General features: G+C 39.2%; 16 protein-coding genes, 1 other RNA gene and 1 pseudogene. 11 read left to right on the top strand and 7 right to left on the bottom strand.

Translation table 11 applies throughout. The annotated features are described in order from the left end of the window. The first annotated feature begins 74 nt into the window (after positions 1–74). Genes G529_RS0115220 through G529_RS0115230 form a run of 3 tightly spaced genes read left to right on the top strand, consistent with a single transcriptional unit; the run spans position 75 to position 2,592 of the window. On the top strand, positions 75–584 hold the full coding sequence (locus G529_RS0115220; RefSeq protein ID WP_026916348.1) for an SRPBCC family protein: 510 nt from the start codon (positions 75–77) through the stop codon (positions 582–584). 5 nt (positions 585–589) lie between these two features. Continuing rightward, the gene (locus G529_RS0115225; protein WP_026916349.1) at positions 590–1,288 is read left to right on the top strand and encodes an SDR family NAD(P)-dependent oxidoreductase; all 699 of its coding nucleotides are present in this window, start codon (positions 590–592) and stop codon (positions 1,286–1,288) included. Further along, complete coding sequence (locus tag G529_RS0115230) at positions 1,288–2,592, top strand: cryptochrome/photolyase family protein (protein ID WP_026916350.1); 1,305 nt, start codon at positions 1,288–1,290, stop codon at positions 2,590–2,592. Before G529_RS0115225 ends, G529_RS0115230 begins: the two co-directional genes overlap by 1 nt. On the opposite strand, the gene kdsB is transcribed toward G529_RS0115230, so the two are convergent. Both kdsB and G529_RS0115240 read right to left on the bottom strand, forming a co-directional pair. Then, positions 2,582–3,334 (bottom strand): 3-deoxy-manno-octulosonate cytidylyltransferase, encoded by a 753-nt coding sequence (kdsB, locus tag G529_RS0115235; protein WP_026916351.1) that lies wholly within the window; start codon positions 3,332–3,334, stop codon positions 2,582–2,584. The two genes, G529_RS0115230 and kdsB, sit on opposite strands and share 11 nt — an antisense overlap. Positions 3,335–3,361: 27 nt before the next feature. Further along, a complete protein-coding gene (locus G529_RS0115240; protein WP_026916352.1) occupies positions 3,362–4,798 on the bottom strand; it encodes an ATP-dependent DNA helicase in 1,437 nt (478 codons plus the stop codon). Between the two features lie 123 nt (positions 4,799–4,921). On the opposite strand from G529_RS0115240, the gene G529_RS0115245 reads away from it, so the two are divergent. The 5 genes and pseudogenes from G529_RS0115245 to G529_RS0115265 form a co-directional block, all read left to right on the top strand. Further along, positions 4,922–5,584, top strand: coding sequence for a hypothetical protein (locus G529_RS0115245; protein WP_026916353.1), 663 nt, complete (start codon positions 4,922–4,924; stop codon positions 5,582–5,584). Further along, on the top strand, positions 5,544–6,386 hold the full coding sequence (locus G529_RS0115250; protein WP_051201478.1) for a DUF3822 family protein: 843 nt from the start codon (positions 5,544–5,546) through the stop codon (positions 6,384–6,386). The genes G529_RS0115245 and G529_RS0115250 overlap by 41 nt, the downstream gene beginning before the upstream one ends. After that, positions 6,383–6,916: an RsmD family RNA methyltransferase gene (locus G529_RS0115255; RefSeq protein ID WP_026916355.1), complete on the top strand. Its 534-nt coding sequence runs from the start codon at positions 6,383–6,385 to the stop codon at positions 6,914–6,916. The genes G529_RS0115250 and G529_RS0115255 overlap by 4 nt, the downstream gene beginning before the upstream one ends. Before the next feature lie 16 nt (positions 6,917–6,932). Beyond that, positions 6,933–7,313: a hypothetical protein gene (locus G529_RS0115260; RefSeq protein WP_026916356.1), complete on the top strand. Its 381-nt coding sequence runs from the start codon at positions 6,933–6,935 to the stop codon at positions 7,311–7,313. 76 nt (positions 7,314–7,389) lie between these two features. Continuing rightward, a pseudogene (locus tag G529_RS0115265) lies at positions 7,390–8,133 on the top strand (glycoside hydrolase family 16 protein); the annotation flags it as partial. An 8-nt stretch (positions 8,134–8,141) separates the two neighbouring features. Here the strand turns inward: G529_RS0115265 and rnpB are convergent. Then, positions 8,142–8,457: RNase P RNA component class A (gene rnpB / locus G529_RS16315), an RNA gene on the bottom strand. A 113-nt stretch (positions 8,458–8,570) separates the two neighbouring features. On the opposite strand from rnpB, the gene G529_RS0115270 reads away from it, so the two are divergent. Beyond that, positions 8,571–10,493: a DNA polymerase III subunit gamma/tau gene (locus tag G529_RS0115270; protein ID WP_026916358.1), complete on the top strand. Its 1,923-nt coding sequence runs from the start codon at positions 8,571–8,573 to the stop codon at positions 10,491–10,493. Between the two features lie 2 nt (positions 10,494–10,495). Continuing rightward, positions 10,496–11,080 carry a MiaE family protein gene (locus tag G529_RS0115275; protein ID WP_026916359.1) on the top strand — a complete coding sequence of 195 codons (585 nt, stop codon included), beginning with the start codon at positions 10,496–10,498 and terminating at the stop codon, positions 11,078–11,080. Here the strand turns inward: G529_RS0115275 and G529_RS0115280 are convergent. Genes G529_RS0115280 through pdxH form a run of 4 tightly spaced genes read right to left on the bottom strand, consistent with a single transcriptional unit; the run spans position 11,077 to position 15,217 of the window. Then, complete coding sequence (locus G529_RS0115280) at positions 11,077–11,979, bottom strand: Ppx/GppA phosphatase family protein (protein WP_026916360.1); 903 nt, start codon at positions 11,977–11,979, stop codon at positions 11,077–11,079. The two genes, G529_RS0115275 and G529_RS0115280, sit on opposite strands and share 4 nt — an antisense overlap. After that, positions 11,976–14,078, bottom strand: a complete 2,103-nt coding sequence (gene ppk1, locus G529_RS0115285; protein WP_026916361.1) for a polyphosphate kinase 1 — start codon at positions 14,076–14,078, stop codon at positions 11,976–11,978. The genes G529_RS0115280 and ppk1 overlap by 4 nt, the downstream gene beginning before the upstream one ends. A 5-nt stretch (positions 14,079–14,083) precedes the next feature. Then, the gene (locus G529_RS0115290; RefSeq protein ID WP_026916362.1) at positions 14,084–14,569 is read right to left on the bottom strand and encodes a SixA phosphatase family protein; all 486 of its coding nucleotides are present in this window, start codon (positions 14,567–14,569) and stop codon (positions 14,084–14,086) included. A gap of 3 nt (positions 14,570–14,572) precedes the next feature. Beyond that, positions 14,573–15,217 (bottom strand): pyridoxamine 5'-phosphate oxidase, encoded by a 645-nt coding sequence (gene pdxH, locus G529_RS0115295; RefSeq protein ID WP_026916363.1) that lies wholly within the window; start codon positions 15,215–15,217, stop codon positions 14,573–14,575. A gap of 605 nt (positions 15,218–15,822) precedes the next feature. Here pdxH and G529_RS16045 point away from each other — a divergent pair. Beyond that, a partial coding sequence (locus G529_RS16045; protein ID WP_211220667.1) for a SprB repeat-containing protein occupies positions 15,823–16,646 on the top strand: 824 nt, incomplete at its 3' end.

Genomic DNA, 16,646 nt, shown 5'->3' on the forward strand with positions numbered 1-16,646 from the left:
TTTACGTTTTGTTTAACTAATTAAATTTTACTTTAAACAACTTTGCATGTAATTTTATAAAAAACGAAACCCTGATGAAGATCTATACTCTAAAAAGCAAACAAAAATTACCTGTTTCTGTGGAAGAAGCCTGGCAGTTTTTATCAGATCCACGAAATCTGAAGACGATTACACCAGATTATATGGGTTTTAAAATACTTTCAGGTGCAGACAGACCCATGTATCCAGGGCAGCTAATTCAGTATATAGTCACACCAATTGCAGGTATCAAAACAAAATGGGTTACAGAGATCACACAGGTTCGTGACCATGAGTTCTTTATAGATGAACAAAAATTTGGCCCTTATGCATTATGGCATCACAAACATTTTATTAAAAAGATTCCAGGTGGTGTGGAAATGGAAGATATAGTAGATTATAAACTGCCCATGGGTTTTCTTGGCAGACTGGCACATCCAATTCTTGTCAAACCAAAACTGAAGGAAATCTTTGACTACAGAAGAGAAAAACTTATTGAGTTATTTGGAGAATACACTGAACCGGAAATCCAGAGCCAGACTCAAAAACACGATATATTAAATTAATTATTATGAAAAAGAATATAGTCATTATAGGAGGAAGCAGCGGTATAGGAAATGAAATATCCGAAATGCTGAAGGAAGATCATGAAGTTTATGCACTTTCCAGATCGCAAGGAGATCTGGATACAGATAAGGTAAAACATTTTGAGTTTGACGTATTGGAAAATGATATTTCAGAAATTCATCTCCCGGAGCAAATTGACGGATTGGTTTATTGTCCTGGTTCCATTGATCTGAAACCATTCAAAATGATGAAGCCCGAAAGTTTTGAAAAGGAAATGAATCTTAATTTCTTCGGACTTGTACGCGCTGTTCACGGATTATTACCTAACTTAAAAAAATCTGACCAGGCTAGTCTCGTTTTCTTTAGCACAGTCGCAGTAAAAGTTGGAATGCCTTTTCATACCAGCGTTGCAGCAGCGAAAGGTGCGATTGAAGGATTTGCCAAATCACTGGCAGCCGAGTACGCTCCAAATTTTAGAGTTAATGTAATCGCTCCTTCTTTAACAGATACACCACTGGCCGGTAAATTACTTTCCAGTGATGATAAGAAAAAGAAAATGGATCAACGCCACCCATTAAAAAGAGTTGGAGAAGCAAAAGATATTGCTAATCTTGCCGGCTTCCTGCTCACCGAAAAAAGTTCCTGGATCACCGGGCAGGTTTTAGGAGTAGACGGCGGATTATCTACATTAAACATTAATTAATGAACACAGTAAATATATTCTGGTTCCGAAGGGACCTTAGATTAGATGATAATGCGGGATTTAAGGCAGCATTGCGGGATGACCAACCTGTGCTGCCTATATTTATTTTTGATTCTGAAATTCTTGAAAAGCTTCCGGAAGATGATGCAAGGGTCACTTTCATTTTTGAAAATTTACAGAAGATGCGCGATGAACTTCAGGACAAGCATGGGAGTTCGATTGCCATGTATCATGGAAAACCAAAAGATATATTTCAGGAATTACTGAATTCCTACGACATAAAGAAAGTTTTTACCAATCGTGATTATGAACCTTACGCGAAAGAACGTGATAAGGAAATTTCAGAATTACTGGAAAAGGAAGATATAGAATTCTGTGATTTTAAGGACCAAGTGATTTTTGAAAAGGATGAGGTAGTCAAAGATGATGGCGACCCATATAAGGTTTACACTCCCTATAAAAATTTATGGATGGAGGAGTTCAAGAAGAAGGGTTTGGACTTCCATTATACCACCAGGTATATGGATAATCTGTACGAAAACAGTCGGCTTCCTAATTTAAGCCTTAGTGACATTGGTTTTAAAAAATCAGATTTAAAAGTACCAGATTACCAGGTGACACCTGGCCTGATCAAGGACTATGAAGGCAAGCGTAATTTTCCAGCAGTAGAAGGAACATCGAGGTTGGGGCCACACCTTAGATTTGGTACGGTGAGCGTACGCCAGATGGTGAGAGATGCCGATAAGCAGCATAATAAAACTTTTCTGGAAGAATTGGTTTGGAGAGAATTTTTTATGCAGATCCTTTACCATTATCCAGATACGGTGACCGATGCCTTTAAATCTAAATACGACCGTATAAAATGGCGTAACAATAAAAAAGAGTTCGAGAAGTGGAAAAATGGAGAAACAGGCTACCCTTTAGTGGATGCGGGAATGCGGCAGCTGAATAAATCTGGGTTTATGCACAATCGCGTACGCATGCTGGTAGGATCCTTTCTTTGCAAACACCTGCTTATAGACTGGCGATGGGGAGAAGCCTATTTTGCTGAAAAACTTTTGGATTACGAAATGTCATCAAATGTTGGGAACTGGCAATGGATTGCGGGCAGTGGTGTAGATGCTACTCCATATTTTAGAATCTTTAATCCAACCACTCAAATCGATAAGTATGATGAAAATCATGAGTATATAAAAGAGTGGGTTCCAGAATTCGGAACCGATGAATATCCAGATAAAATGGTAGATCATAAGGAAGCTCGGGAAAGGGCATTGGAAACTTATAAGAAAGCTGTTAGCAATTAGCTAGCAGTTTTCTGGCTTTTTCCAGGTCTTCCGGAGTATCGATCCCTATACTTTTTACACTGGTTTCCACCATCTTTATCTTTTTGCCATACTCAAGGTAACGTATACATTCTATTTTTTCTGAAGCTTCTAAAGGCAGCATTGGCAAACGATGAAAATCCATTAGAGCAGATTTCCTGAAAGCATAAATGCCAATATGTTTGTAATAAACAGTCTCGACTGAAGCATCACGGGGATAAGGAATTGGAAATCTTGAAAAGTATAGTGCAGACTGGTCTTTACCGGTGATCACTTTCACATTATTAGGATTGTTGATTTCCTCCAGGTCTTTAAGTTCGGTCTTCAGGCTGGCCAGATCAATTTCGTTTGATCCTGGTTGCTGGAAAACTTCCAGTAATTTGGTTAGACTATTCGTGTCGATAAACGGCTCATCTCCCTGTACATTTACCACTATATCCACATCCATGTTTTCCACAGCTTCTGCGATCCTGTCGCTACCGCATTCATGTTCTTTCTCGCTACGTACGACCTTTCCCCCAATTTGATTCACTTCATTATAGATGCGATCATCATCTGTTACTACATACACTTCATCAAAAAGACCCGTGTTTTTCGCAGCTTTATAAGTTGTAGCAATAACCGTTTGTCCATTGAGGTCCTGCATCAATTTACCAGGAAATCTTGAGGCTTCATAGCGCGCAGGGATCATCGCGATGATTCGTAATTTAGAAGGATCGTACATAGGTATAATTTTATGTAAAAATAGCAATTACTTACCAGCGAAAAAATCGTCTCCAAAACCTATCAGGTATAATTTCTCCTGCGCCCTGGTGATTGCAGTGTATAACCATCTTAGGTATTCCTTCCCCACTCCGTTGGGAAGGTAGGGTTGCTCAATAAAAACATTTTTCCATTGTCCACCCTGGGATTTATGGCAGGTAATCGCATATGAAAACTTGATCTGTAAAGCATTGAAGTATTTGTTGTTCTTAATGTTCATAAACTGCTTGTACTTCGATCTTTCGTTGGCATAATCTTTTTTTACCTCTTCATAAAGGCGGTTGGATTCTTCATAAGTAAGTGATGGTGTGTTGGTTGTAAGAGTATCCAGCATGATGACTGTTTCGAAAGGTCTCATTTTAGGGTAATCTACCATTTGAACCTGTACTTCAGCAAATCTAAAGCCGTAAAGTTCCTTGAACCCAAAGATCTCCAGCACTTTTATAATATCTCCATTTGCGATAAATCCCGCTTCGCTGCTTGGCTTGATCCAGAAATAATTATTCTTTACAACCATTAAATAATCTCCCGGGGAAAGCTCATCTTCCTGAAATAAAATACGGGATCTTATTTGCTGATTATACATATTCGCCCTTTTATTGGACCTTACTATAATACTGGTATCTTCATGCCCATTTTCTCCGTAAGAATCCTGGATGGCGTCCATGATCTCATAACCATCAGTTAATCGTATAACATCTGCGTTTCCAGAAATCTCGAATTGAAAACTTTCGTAGAACTCCTCCTGCAGGCTTTCCCTGATTAGAGTTGCATTGTGCAGGATATCACTGCCTTCACTTTGCCGCACCACTTCATCCAGTTCTATAAAAGAAACCTCTTTGTCATAATTAAGTCCCAGTTTCTCCTCTTCCAACGCTGGGCTCAGCTCCATTTTCACTGGCGGTAACTGCGCGGTATCTCCTATAAGGATGAGCTGACAATTGTGTCCTGCATAAACATATTGAATAAGATCATCCAGCAAAGAGCCATTCTCAAAAAGTTTTGAATTCCCTCCATCATCTGAGATCATAGAAGCTTCATCCACAATAAAGAGGCTATTCTTGTGCTTGTTGGGCTGTAATGTAAATTGAACTCCGCCGTTTCCCGACTTCTTCGGAAAATAGATCTTCTTGTGTATGGTAAATGCTTCTTTCTTAGAGTAATTGGAGATCACTTTTGCCGCTCTTCCGGTTGGAGCGAGCAGAATTCCGGATTTCCGGATCTTCCAGAGGTTTTTGGTAAGCGTACTTATAATGGTTGTTTTTCCGGTTCCGGCGAAACCCTTCAACAGGAACAATTTATCCTTTCCTCCTTCCACTACAAATTTTGAAAGCATCTGCAGTGCGATATCCTGTTTTGCGGTTGGTTGAAATTCAAGGTCTTCAGCAAGGATTTTAAAGAAGGAATCCGGCGTGGGTATGTCCATAAAAAGTGCGTAAAAACTCAAAGATACTAATGGATTTTTATGACAGAAACTTTTGCGAATAAAAAAAAGTTGTAGATTTGCGTGTAACCCATTAACCTTTAAACTAAACTAAATTTTAAAAGCATGAGATTTGTAATTCAGATACTCCTTTGGTTGGTTATTATCTTCCTGGCATATCTTACTTTCAACGCGGTTTACGAACCACTACAATTTAATAAGATCAAGGAAAAACGATATACCAAAGTAATCAAAAATCTTAAGGATATTAGAGCTGCTGAGCTTGCTCATCAGGAAGTAACTGGAAGATTTACTGGCAACTGGGATAGCCTGGTACGTTTCATTGATACAGCTGAATTCGCGATTACTCAGAGACGCGATACTGTTATGCTTGATGAAGAGTACGCTAAAACATATGGAGTAGATAAGAACATTGAAAAAGTAATTATCGATACTTTGGATTTCGTTCCAGTTAGAGACTCCCTGTTTAAAGGTAATAAAGAAAGATATCAAACAATGATGAATGTTCCTGTAGAAGGAGTTAACGAGAGGTTCGAACTTAGAGCAGGCACGATTCAAAAAGGAGATAATAAGATACCGGTATTCGAAGCTAGAATACCTAAAGCCGTAGTCTTATCAGATCAGGATAGAACACTTATCCTTCAGGAAAATGAAGTACAGTCTGTAGATGATGTAAACGGAAGATACATTAGCGTTGGTAGCATGACAGAAGTTAGTACCAGTGGTAATGGGTTTGACAGATATGGTGGAGATAGCGACAACGACTAATATTACAACAACAAAAAAGAAAATGTCCATTCAGGTTAGCCTGAATGGACTTTCTTTTTGTATCCTGGATAAGGAGCGGCAGGAGATAGAATATTTAAAAAGATTTGATTTCGAAAAACAACTGGATCCCGTAAAAGTACTTGCCAGGATTGAATTGATTATCGAACAGGAACCTTTGCTTCAACAGCAGGTCGAGGAAGCTAGTTTGTTTTTTACCAATACCCTCTTTACGCTGGTTCCTCTGGATTTATTTGATGAGGCACAGGCGGTAAGCTACCTGAAGTTTAATACCAAGATCCTGAAAACCGACTTTATTGCTCATGACGAGATAAACCAGGAGCTTGTTAATGTTTATATCCCCTACGCCAATATTATCAATTACTTTTTTGACATGTTCGGGGAATTTGAATATCGTCACAGTCTAAGTGTTCTAATTGAAAGTTTACTACATCACAAAACTTCGGAAGCACCTCAGGCTTACTTGCACACTCATTTGCAACATTATGAGCTAATTGTTATTCAGAATTCAAAATTGATCTTTGCCAATAGTTTCGAATTTGAAACCAAAGAAGATTTTATTTATTACCTGCTTTTTACTTTTGAACAATTAGACCTGGATCCGGAAGTGGTAGAATTAACTCTGCTAGGAGACATTACGAAGAATTCAAAAGAATATGAGATAGCTTATAGATACATTAAAAATGTTTCTTTTTTAGGGATGTTTCATAATTATAGTTTTTCCGAGGCAGCAATGCCAGAGTATCCATTGGCAGATTATTTAACTATTAAAAGTTTGACATGAGAATCATATCTGGGAAGCATAAAGGAAGACGGATCACTGCACCATCTAAATTACCGGTTCGACCAACTACCGATATGGCAAAGGAAGCATTATTCAATATTCTGAATAATCAGTATCGGCTGTCTGACCTTAAAGTTCTTGATCTGTTTTCAGGAACAGGTAATCTGGCATTCGAGTTTGGTTCCCGGGGTGCCGAAGACATTACTGCGGTAGACGCTCATTTTGATTGTGTGAAATTTATCAGGAAAACTTCAGAAGATCTTGATCTCCCAATCATGGCTATTAAAAGTGATGTCTTCAAATTTCTTGGAAAAACTGCGATTAAATCTGATCTTATTTTTGCAGATCCTCCATACGACTTCAGTACAGATCAATTTGGAAAGATCGCTGAAATTATCTTTGAACGTAAGCTTTTAAATGAGGATGGCTCGCTGATCATCGAGCACTCGAAACATACAGATCTAAGTAAATTTCCTCATTTCAGCCATTCAAGAAAATACGGAAGCAGTGTTTTTAGTTTCTTCGAATAATTATTACCTTCATAGAATGACACACCAAGTAAGAAGACTAAGACTCCCGTATGCCGAACTTGAACTGCATGAGCAATATGTGATTTCTACTATCATGGAGGACCAGGTTCTGGACAAAGAACAGATAGAAGAGATGCGGGAAATCTTCTACGATCACTTTGGAGACAGAAAATGGGTATATCTAAGCAATAGAAAGAACAAATATAACGTTAACCCAATCATATATATCGATCTTATCCAAAGACAGTCTCTGGTGGGAATCGCTATTGTTCTACATGAAAATGAGGCCGCACTTACCGCAAATTTTGAAAAACAATTTGCAACCATACCTTTTGAAATGTTCGTTGATACATCTGAAGCTCTTGCCTGGGCCAATGGTTTACTTTCTCAGAACTAAGATTTTAAAAGCGTATTCGCTTATTCTATTTTCAATAATTTCTTGTGTAATAAGTTCCACTATGAGCGCCCAGCAAATGAAACTGGTCTGGCAGGATGAATTTGAGAAATCTGGAAAACCAGATCCGGAAAAATGGAGTTACGAGACCGGGTTCATAAGAAATCTGGAGGCCCAGTATTATACTTCACGAAAGAAAAACGTACGTGTTAGAAATGGCAAGTTGATCATAACGGCCAGAAATGAATACTTCGAAAATCCAGATTATGATCCTGAGATCAATGATTATCGCATTAACACCCCGGAAACCAACTACACCTCTGGCAGTATTCATACTTCAGGCAAATTTGATTTTAAATATGGACGCGTAGACGTTCGCGCCAGTTTACCTGGAGGTGCCGGCTCCTGGCCAGCAATATGGATGCTTGGATCAAACTTTATGGAAGTCGATTATCCAGAAGCTGGTGAGATCGACATTATGGAGCATGTTGGCAAAATCAAGGGAGAAATACACGGCAGTGTTCATTACGCCAGCAGGGACAATGAGATCGTTTCGAAAACCGATACTACTTTCATCGAAAGCGTTTCCGAAGAATTCCACGTGTATTCAATCGACTGGAATAGCGATCGTATCCAATTTCTGGTGGACAACAAAATTTATCACACATTTGAAATTGAAGCTGCCGGAGCAAATAACAACCCTTTTAGAAAACCATTTTTTATATTGATCAATTTAGCGCTTGGAGGAAAATGGGCTGGTAAGATTGACGACTCAAATTTTCCACAAAAATTCATCATAGACTATGTACGGGTGTATCAACACGTGGAAAGTAAAAAAGCAGACCTGTAAGCCGGATTCTGTCATCCGATAAATAGATCGGATCCCTTATCATTTATCTGAAATTAGCGTTGCCACTAATCTTGAGCTGCCTACCCTCCGGCAACGAACGGGCGATCCTTAAATGCCGGTTTACATGGCATTGCACCGCATAGAGTTTACCTGGTTTCACTACAGCTTAACCTGTACATTCTTTCTGTTGCACTGGTCCTGATCTCACGATCGGTGGGCGTTACCCACTATACTGCCCTGTGGTGTCCGGACTTTCCTCTCCGAAATGTGAGTCGGAGCGATAAGGCGGTCTGCTTTCGGCAAATGTAAGTCAAATTATGTTCATTTCTCAGGTCATTTGTTCATAAAAATCGACCCGGTCCAGCTCGATTAGAATTGGGATTTTTATATTTGTAGTTCAATAGATCTTGATGGAACACTTTGTAGTATCAGCACGTAAATACAGGCCTCAAACATTCAAAGATGTTGTTGGACAGCAGGCGATCACCAATACGCTGGCCAACGCGATCCAAAACGATCATCTTGCTCAGGCATTGTTATTTACAGGACCTCGAGGTGTAGGAAAAACCACCTGCGCCCGGATCCTGGCAAAAATGATCAATCAAGATGGCACCCAGGCGCCAGACGAAGATTTCGCGTTCAATATTTTCGAACTTGATGCCGCTTCCAACAACTCGGTAGACGATATTAGAAATTTGATCGATCAGGTTCGTATCCCGCCTCAGGTAGGGAAATACAAGGTCTATATCATTGACGAGGTTCATATGCTGTCTGCATCAGCCTTCAATGCATTCTTAAAGACCCTTGAAGAGCCGCCGAAACATGCGATTTTTATCCTGGCCACAACAGAAAAACATAAGATCATTCCTACGATCCTGTCCAGATGCCAGATTTTTGATTTTAAAAGGATCACTGTAACCGATGCCAAGAACTATCTTGGTTATATTGCTGAACAGGAAGGCGTAAATGCTGAAGATGATGCGTTGCATATTATCGCGCAGAAAGCTGATGGTGCCATGCGTGATGCGTTGTCTATCTATGATCGGGTGGTAAGTTTTAGTGGAAATGAACTTACCAGACAGGCAGTCACAGAAAATCTGAACGTCCTGGATTACGATACTTATATGCAGGTGACAGATATGATCCTGGAGAATAACATTCCACATTTGCTTTTGAAGTTCAATGAGATTCTATCCACTGGTTTCGATGGACATCATTTTATCGCGGGACTGGCTTCTCACTTTAGAGATCTCCTGGTTTGTAAAGACCAAAAAACCATCCAGTTACTCGAGGTAGGAGAACAAACTAAAGCCCGGTATTTTGCACAATCTCAAAAAACATCGCATCCATTTCTGATGGAAGCTATTGAGCTTGCGAATAGCTGTGATCTGAAGTATAAAACAAGTCAGAACCAAAGATTGCTTGTTGAACTTTGCCTTATGCAACTAGCATCCATCACATTCGATACTCAAAAAAAAAAGTCTGATCGTAACATAGTTCCCCCGGAACATTTTACGCAACAACCGGTAAGAATCTCTAGCGAGAAGAAGCAATTACTTAATGAAAATGAGCACGACACATCTTCTCCTGCGGAAGAAATAGCACTTCCAGACCCGTTAAAAGCACCAGAATCCTGTGCTAAACCAGAAGAGGCATCTTATTATTCAAACGAGAGCCCTTCAGATTCTACGGAAACTTCAGCTGTCTCCAAGCTTAATGCTACTGGAAATAAGTCTGAAACAGTTCAAAATCAGGATTCAGATATTATTCCGAAGCCAACTACAAAAACTTCAGAAGACAATGAGGTACAGGAGCTCAGAAATGCAATGAGCGAGGAACCTGTTCGAACTAAGAAGTCACTTCCGGAGATCAAACGAGAAAAAGTCTCTGGTCTGTCTTTAAAAAGTATTGGCAAGAAAAAGGAGCTGGCAGAAAAGCAAAAAGCGATGTTACCTGTGGAAGAGGTAATGAATGAAACTTTTTCTGAAGAAGATATGGTAAGGGAATGGAAGAATTATTCGGAAAAGCTGAAAAGTAAAGGTGAAAAGATCCTTGCTTCCATATTCGAATCGCAGACACCAAGCCTCCAGGACAAGGATATTCATCTAACTTTTCCAAATGAAACGATGAAGATCGATCTGGAAAGAGAAGAAAACCGACTCATGCATTTTCTAAAAGCCAGACTTAGAAATACCCATATTAGGTTGGTGATCCATGTTGATGAAGTTGTTTCTAAGAAATATGCCTTTACTCCCCAGGAAAAGTACGAAAAACTGAAAGAGGCTAATCCTCTACTCGACCAATTGCGAGCAACTTTTGATTTAGATGTATAATTATGTTAGGACTAAAATTACCTACCGACCCGAGATGGGCAGATATTGCAGAGAAAAATATTGAAGAGATCCTGGTAGATCATGCCTATTGCGAGCAGAAAGCAGCATCAACAGCCATCTCACTGATTGTAAGTTTTCCAGAGTATCCAGAACTGGTGAATGCCATGACAGCACTTGCCCGGGAAGAAATGGGACATTTCAAGATGGTTCACGACCGGCTGCTAAGCATGGGATTTAAAATGGGATGGGATCGGAAAGATGAATATGTGATCCAGCTCTTGAAATTTTTCCCAAAAGGAGGTAGTAGATCCACGCAACTTGTACATCGCCTACTTATTGCAGGTTTGATAGAAGCCCGCAGCTGTGAACGATTCAGACTTCTTTCTGAAGAACTGGAAGATAAGGATCTCGCAAAATTTTACCGTGACCTCATGATCAGTGAAGCTAACCACTACACTATGTTCCTGAAGTTCGCCCGGCAATACGGTGAAGATCGGAAAGTAGTAGATCAAAAATGGGAAGACCTACTGGAATTTGAAGCCAAGATCATGAAAGACCTGGGAACTAAAGAAAGCATTCACGGTTAGACTTTTGTTCTTTTTGAATCATTGTAAAGTGATTTAATGATCCCGTCTGCCAGACCAATCTTTGGAACGTGTATCCAGTTGGCACGCGCCCATTTCATGGAGTTCACATAAATTTTAGTTGCGGGAATGATCACATCTGCACGGTCATTTTTTAGGTCCAGTTCGGTGATACGTTCCTCATAAGTATAGGAATTGAGTTTTTCGTCATAATCCCGCATATACTTTAAACTAAGTGCCTTACCCTCTTTTTTGCCGCTGGTTTTAAAAATGTTATTGATATTTCCTCCAGAACCTATTAAATCGATGTCATCATACTCCCGGGTCGTTTCCTTTACCCATTCCCGCATTTCTTCCCAGGTATGATGTTCTACCAGGTCTTCCATCATTCGTACGGTTCCAACCTTAAAAGATCGTGATGCAATTGTTTCTCCATTACTATACATCGTATATTCTGTACTTCCTCCACCTACATCTACATATAAATAGTTACAATCATTCTGAATAAGTGCACGAAGATCTGTAGCTGCAATGATCGCAGCTTCATGGGAACCATCGATGATTTCTATGTCAATACCAGACTTTTCCTTGATAATAGAAGCAATCTGCTGCCCATTAGCAGCTTCCCGCATCGCAGAGGTTGCGTAAGCTTTATATTTCTCGACCCCATGAGATTTCATCAATAAATTAAAAGCATGCATGGTATCGATCATACGCATGGTGTTCTTTTCTGAAACTTTTTTCTTCAGGAAAACATCTGCTCCTAGTCTAATAGGTACGCGTACGAGAGAGGTTTTTCTAAACATTGGCTCCTTACCCTCTTTTTCTGTAATTGTAGAAACGAGAAGTCTTACAGCATTTGAACCAATATCTATGGCAGCAAAATTCTTTTGTTTGATCATTCGTAAATTTCAGTTTTTCTTAAATAATAGTCATAAAGCGCGAACTGTGATCTTACATTCTCGCCGCTCGTTCGGCGGTAAGGATTGTCCATACCTTTGCAATGTATCCTGGCTTTCACATTATCACTCCAGCTTATTTCAAAAGTTTCTATGAGTTCCTGCTTGATATCCTCATCATAAATTGGACATGATATTTCAACACGTTGATCAAGATTCCTGGTCATCAGGTCTGCCGAAGAAATGTAAATTTTTCTATTTCCAGCATTCTCAAATATGTAGACTCTTGGATGCTCCAGAAATTTATCGACGATACTAATGGCTTCAATATTTTCACTCAGACCTTCAACTCCAGGTATTAAACAGCAAATACCTCGTACAATTAATTTGATCTTCACACCAGCTTTGCTTGCCATGTAGAGCTTATCTATTACTCCGTTATCAGACAAACTATTCAACTTCAGCCTTATTCCTGCGGGTTTTCCATTTTTGGCGTTGTCAATTTCAGTTTGAATGAGATTATAGATAACATTCCTGGTATAGTGAGGAGAAACAATTAGATGCTTGTATTTGTTGACCTTATAATTCGTTTCAAAGAAGTCGAAAACCATATTCACTTCTTTGAGGATAGCCGCATCTGCGGTAAAGAGTGTATAATCTGTATATATTTTCGAAGTATTTTCATTGAAATTCCCGGTACTTATAAAACCGTATCTCTTCAGTTTGCCTTCTTCCTCACGTTCGATCACACAGGTTTTACAATGCACTTTTAATCCCGGAACACCAAAGATCAAATTAACACCTTCTTCCTGCATTTGTTCAGCATAACGAATATTAGCAACTTCATCAAATCGAGCACGCAATTCAATTTGTACGGTAACTTTCTTGCCATTTTTAACAGCATTGATAAGAGAACTGGCGATATGCGAAATTTTGGCCAGTCGGTAGATCGTTATTTTTATAGTTTTCACCTTTGGGTCCAAAGCAGCTTCTCGAAGAAATTTAACCACGTAGGCGAAACTCTGGTATGGTGTGTACAGAAGATAATCTTTTTCAGCAATACCTTTTAGAACACTTGTTTGAAGAATTAATCCAGGTATTGGCAGAGGCTCTCTTTTTTCAAATTGCAGCTCTTCCCTTCCCATACTTGGAAAGTCCATATAATCTCTTCTGTTATGATATCTCCCACCCGGGATGATACTATCGGTAGACTCAATCCCCATTTTATTCATTAAATAGGTAAGCGTCTCGCTATCAATATTCTTATCGTACACGAAACGAACAGGATCTCCTTTTATACGGTCCTTGACACTGTCTGAAATCTTTTCAATAAAGCTTTTACTAAGGTCACTATCCAGATCCAGCCCTGCGTCCCTGGTAATTTTGATCATGTGTGCAGAAAGACTTTCGTAGTCGAAAATATTAAAGATCGTATGCAGGTTATAACGAATTAGATCATCCAGAAGAATGATGTACTGCTTGCCATTTTCCTCCGGAAGCACTACGAAACGCTCAATATTACGAGGTATTTCAATGAGCACATAACGTTTTTCTTTGGTCTTCCTCTTTAAGATCCTGTCTATTCCTTCAGTCTGCTCTACTTCTTCGGTCATCACCATTTTTACCGCCAGGTATGCTGCAGAATCTTTTAAAGAAGGCATTTCCGGAAGCTCATTCAGAATGATGGTAACAAGAGCGGGGCTTACCTTACTTAAAAAGAAGTTTTTTATAAAATCCTGTTGTTTATAGGTTACTTCATCTTCATTTATCACGTGGATATTATGCTCCTTCAGTTTTTCCTGAATATCCTCCAGTATTTTAAGACTTTCAGACTGTTGATCTATTACAATTTTGGTAATGGCTTCCAGTAATTTACTCGCTTTGATTCCGCCAAGAACACTTTTTGCTGCTTTGCCTGCCAGGTCAATTCTTTTAACTGTGGCATATCTTACTTTAAAGAACTCATCGAGATTGTTTGAAAAGATCCCTAAAAACCTTAATCTTTCAATCAGGGGAACTGTTTCGTCTGCCGCTTCCTGTAAAACTCTTGCATTAAAGCTTAACCAACTTAATTCGCGGTTCGTATAATTTTTATTAGCCATAAGGTTTAGCGAAGATTTTTCGGGAACAGATGCAAAATAGTTTTGCCTTGATGAATGTTTTTCCAGGATTCCGTTTCAAAATCGATCACAGTAAGACCGGTCGTTGGAACATTATCGAATTTCTTATCTCCGAGAAAATTTACCAGAATGGTCATGGCAGGATTATGACCAAAAACGATCAATTGATCCCGATCATCTGGACACTCCTGTATTTCTCTGAGTAGTTCATTCTGGTTAAAGGTATAGAGTTCTTCTTTCACCTCGAAATCTGGTTCCTTAATGTTCAGACTCTTTTTAAAAAGTTTCGCGGTTTCATGTGCACGAACGGCATAACTGCTCCAGAACAGGCCTCCAGGTTGATAAAAATTCTGAAATTTCTTAAGAACCAGTTCAGCATCCCTGAACGCCCTCTTCTTTAAAGGTCGTTTGTGGTCTGGAAGCTCATTCTCCCAGGAAGATTTCCCATGTCGTACTAAGATTAATCGTTTCATAAATTAAGGTGCTAAACGTTCGTGTTTCCAGGCGTTGGTAGTTTTTTTGTAGCGTATGCGATCATGTAATCTGCTCTCTCTACCCTGCCAGAATTCAAAGGTTTCAGGTTGAAAAATGTAGCCTCCCCAGTCTTTTGGTTTTGGGATTTCTGCGGAATCATATTGGTTTTCAAGTTCTGCTAATTTTTCTTCCAGAAATTTTCTGGAGGGGATTACTGAACTCTGATCTGAAGCCACGGCCCCTAACTGACTTCCTTTAGGTCTTGAATGGAAATATTTGGTGGATGCTTCTTCCGAAATTTTGACGGCAGTTCCCTGTATGATAATCTGTTTTTCAAGCTCTGGCCAGAAAAATGACAGGCAACAGTTAGGATTTTCTGCCAGTGCCTTTCCCTTATCTGAAGAATAGTTGGTGTAAAAATGAAAACCTTCCTTCCCGAATGCTTTTAATAAAATAACCCTGGACTTTGGGATCATGTCCTTTCCAACCGTAGCGATCGTCATGGCGTTTGCTTCCAGTATCTTATTAGAAATATCTGCCTGTTTAAACCATTCCTGAAAGAAGTAATGTGGATCAGCAGGAATTGCATCATCCTCAATGCGATCCTTCTTGTAAGTTTTACGGTAATCGTTAAGATTATTATTCATATGCCGGCCGCTTTTCCTGCAATTTACGAGTTTCGCGAGTAAGTTCGAAAAGTTTCTGATGGATTCTGGAACATTTGATGCCGTATGGTTAAAAGATGCATTTTGTCGGATATTGTACACAAATCTTCTTTTTTACCGACAAGTTGAAAATTTAACGGACTACAAAATTTTTATTTGCTTTGCAACTGTTAATCAATTGTTTACAGCTTATTTAGTCAATGAATTTAGGTTATTTATTCTGCGATAAATCTTAAATTCCTACAATATTCTGACAGATGACTTTTTAGATTGCATTTTATTTCCCAGTCTAGGGATTGTATACAGTCTTTGAACGAGATTATAACGCGTTATATCTAAAAAGCTGATTATTATACACTTCAGCCCTTTATTCTCTCTAATTTTACTTCAGAATTGCACCATAATAGAGTCACCCCCACACTTCTCTAAAGTAGTTCCTCAAAACTATCGGTTGTATTTCAAAATATTTTTGACATCCCCAATCAAAGGACCTTGCTCTTTTGATCAATTGCTATTGAAAAAATTATAAACCATATCGGGTAAGATCGATATAACAACAAGGATTGATAATTCTAAACATTATTGATATGATTTGGAAAACTACTATTTCATTTTTATCGCTACTTCTTGTGATCTGTTTTGGCAGTGATCGTCTATTAGCCCAAAGCAGTGATTTCACTACTAGCTGTACTTCAAATGACCTAAGCGTTGTTGGAGCGGAATTAACTAATTTGCAGCCATGTTTTACCTGTACGGGAGACACACAATTGAACCCTACATTGGCGGTGTCCATTGACAACAAAACAAAGTCAACTAGAACTTCCTTTGCCTTTTGGGGAACTTTAAATGCGTACGATGTCGATGGAAATTTAGTTTCTTCTGAAGAAATTAGTGGCTGTGAAGGTCCAGTTCCTGGCAACGGCATCACAACTATCAATTTTGACAGGATCAATTATACCTGTGGAACGACTCTTGAAATCACAAATCTTCTAATTGCTTGGACATCTGCTTCTCCCAATGAGGTATGCCCATTAGATCGAAATGATATCAAACCAAAATGTGGAACTGCTCAGTCTATTGAAGTAGTTCCTCCTTTATTTACAGTTATAAATAATCAGACAAACGAAACATGCGAAAACAGTTCAGATGGTAGTATCGACATCAGCACTGAAGGTGGCTCAGGGAGCTATACCTATAACTGGTCTGACTTACCTGGGAGCAATAATGTAGAAGACAGGGAAAATCTTGCTCCTGGAACTTATTCAGTGTCTGTAACCGATTCAGATGGATGTACTACAAACTTAAATGGTATCGTAGTGGAAGCGGGTCAGAATCCAAACGCTCCTGTGGTGGATTCTGTATCTCAACCGACCTGCCAGACTGCGACTGGATCTTTTACCGTAAGTACAGT

This window comes from Christiangramia portivictoriae DSM 23547 (genome assembly GCF_000423045.1).
GTDB classification, from domain to species: domain Bacteria; phylum Bacteroidota; class Bacteroidia; order Flavobacteriales; family Flavobacteriaceae; genus Christiangramia; species Christiangramia portivictoriae.

Coding starts and splice junctions, on each gene's coding strand:
- ppk1 (WP_026916361.1), bottom strand. CDS start 14,078: ATGGCTAATAAAAATTATACGAACCGCGAATTAAGTTGGTTAAGCTTT.
- G529_RS0115275 (WP_026916359.1), top strand. CDS start 10,496: ATGTTAGGACTAAAATTACCTACCGACCCGAGATGGGCAGATATTGCA.
- G529_RS0115270 (WP_026916358.1), top strand. CDS start 8,571: ATGGAACACTTTGTAGTATCAGCACGTAAATACAGGCCTCAAACATTC.
- G529_RS0115290 (WP_026916362.1), bottom strand. CDS start 14,569: ATGAAACGATTAATCTTAGTACGACATGGGAAATCTTCCTGGGAGAAT.
- G529_RS0115230 (WP_026916350.1), top strand. CDS start 1,288: ATGAACACAGTAAATATATTCTGGTTCCGAAGGGACCTTAGATTAGAT.
- G529_RS0115225 (WP_026916349.1), top strand. CDS start 590: ATGAAAAAGAATATAGTCATTATAGGAGGAAGCAGCGGTATAGGAAAT.
- pdxH (WP_026916363.1), bottom strand. CDS start 15,217: ATGAATAATAATCTTAACGATTACCGTAAAACTTACAAGAAGGATCGC.
- G529_RS0115245 (WP_026916353.1), top strand. CDS start 4,922: ATGAGATTTGTAATTCAGATACTCCTTTGGTTGGTTATTATCTTCCTG.
- G529_RS0115280 (WP_026916360.1), bottom strand. CDS start 11,979: ATGATCAAACAAAAGAATTTTGCTGCCATAGATATTGGTTCAAATGCT.
- kdsB (WP_026916351.1), bottom strand. CDS start 3,334: ATGTACGATCCTTCTAAATTACGAATCATCGCGATGATCCCTGCGCGC.
- G529_RS0115250 (WP_051201478.1), top strand. CDS start 5,544: ATGGGTTTGACAGATATGGTGGAGATAGCGACAACGACTAATATTACA.
- G529_RS0115220 (WP_026916348.1), top strand. CDS start 75: ATGAAGATCTATACTCTAAAAAGCAAACAAAAATTACCTGTTTCTGTG.
- G529_RS0115240 (WP_026916352.1), bottom strand. CDS start 4,798: ATGGACATACCCACGCCGGATTCCTTCTTTAAAATCCTTGCTGAAGAC.
- G529_RS0115255 (WP_026916355.1), top strand. CDS start 6,383: ATGAGAATCATATCTGGGAAGCATAAAGGAAGACGGATCACTGCACCA.
- G529_RS0115260 (WP_026916356.1), top strand. CDS start 6,933: ATGACACACCAAGTAAGAAGACTAAGACTCCCGTATGCCGAACTTGAA.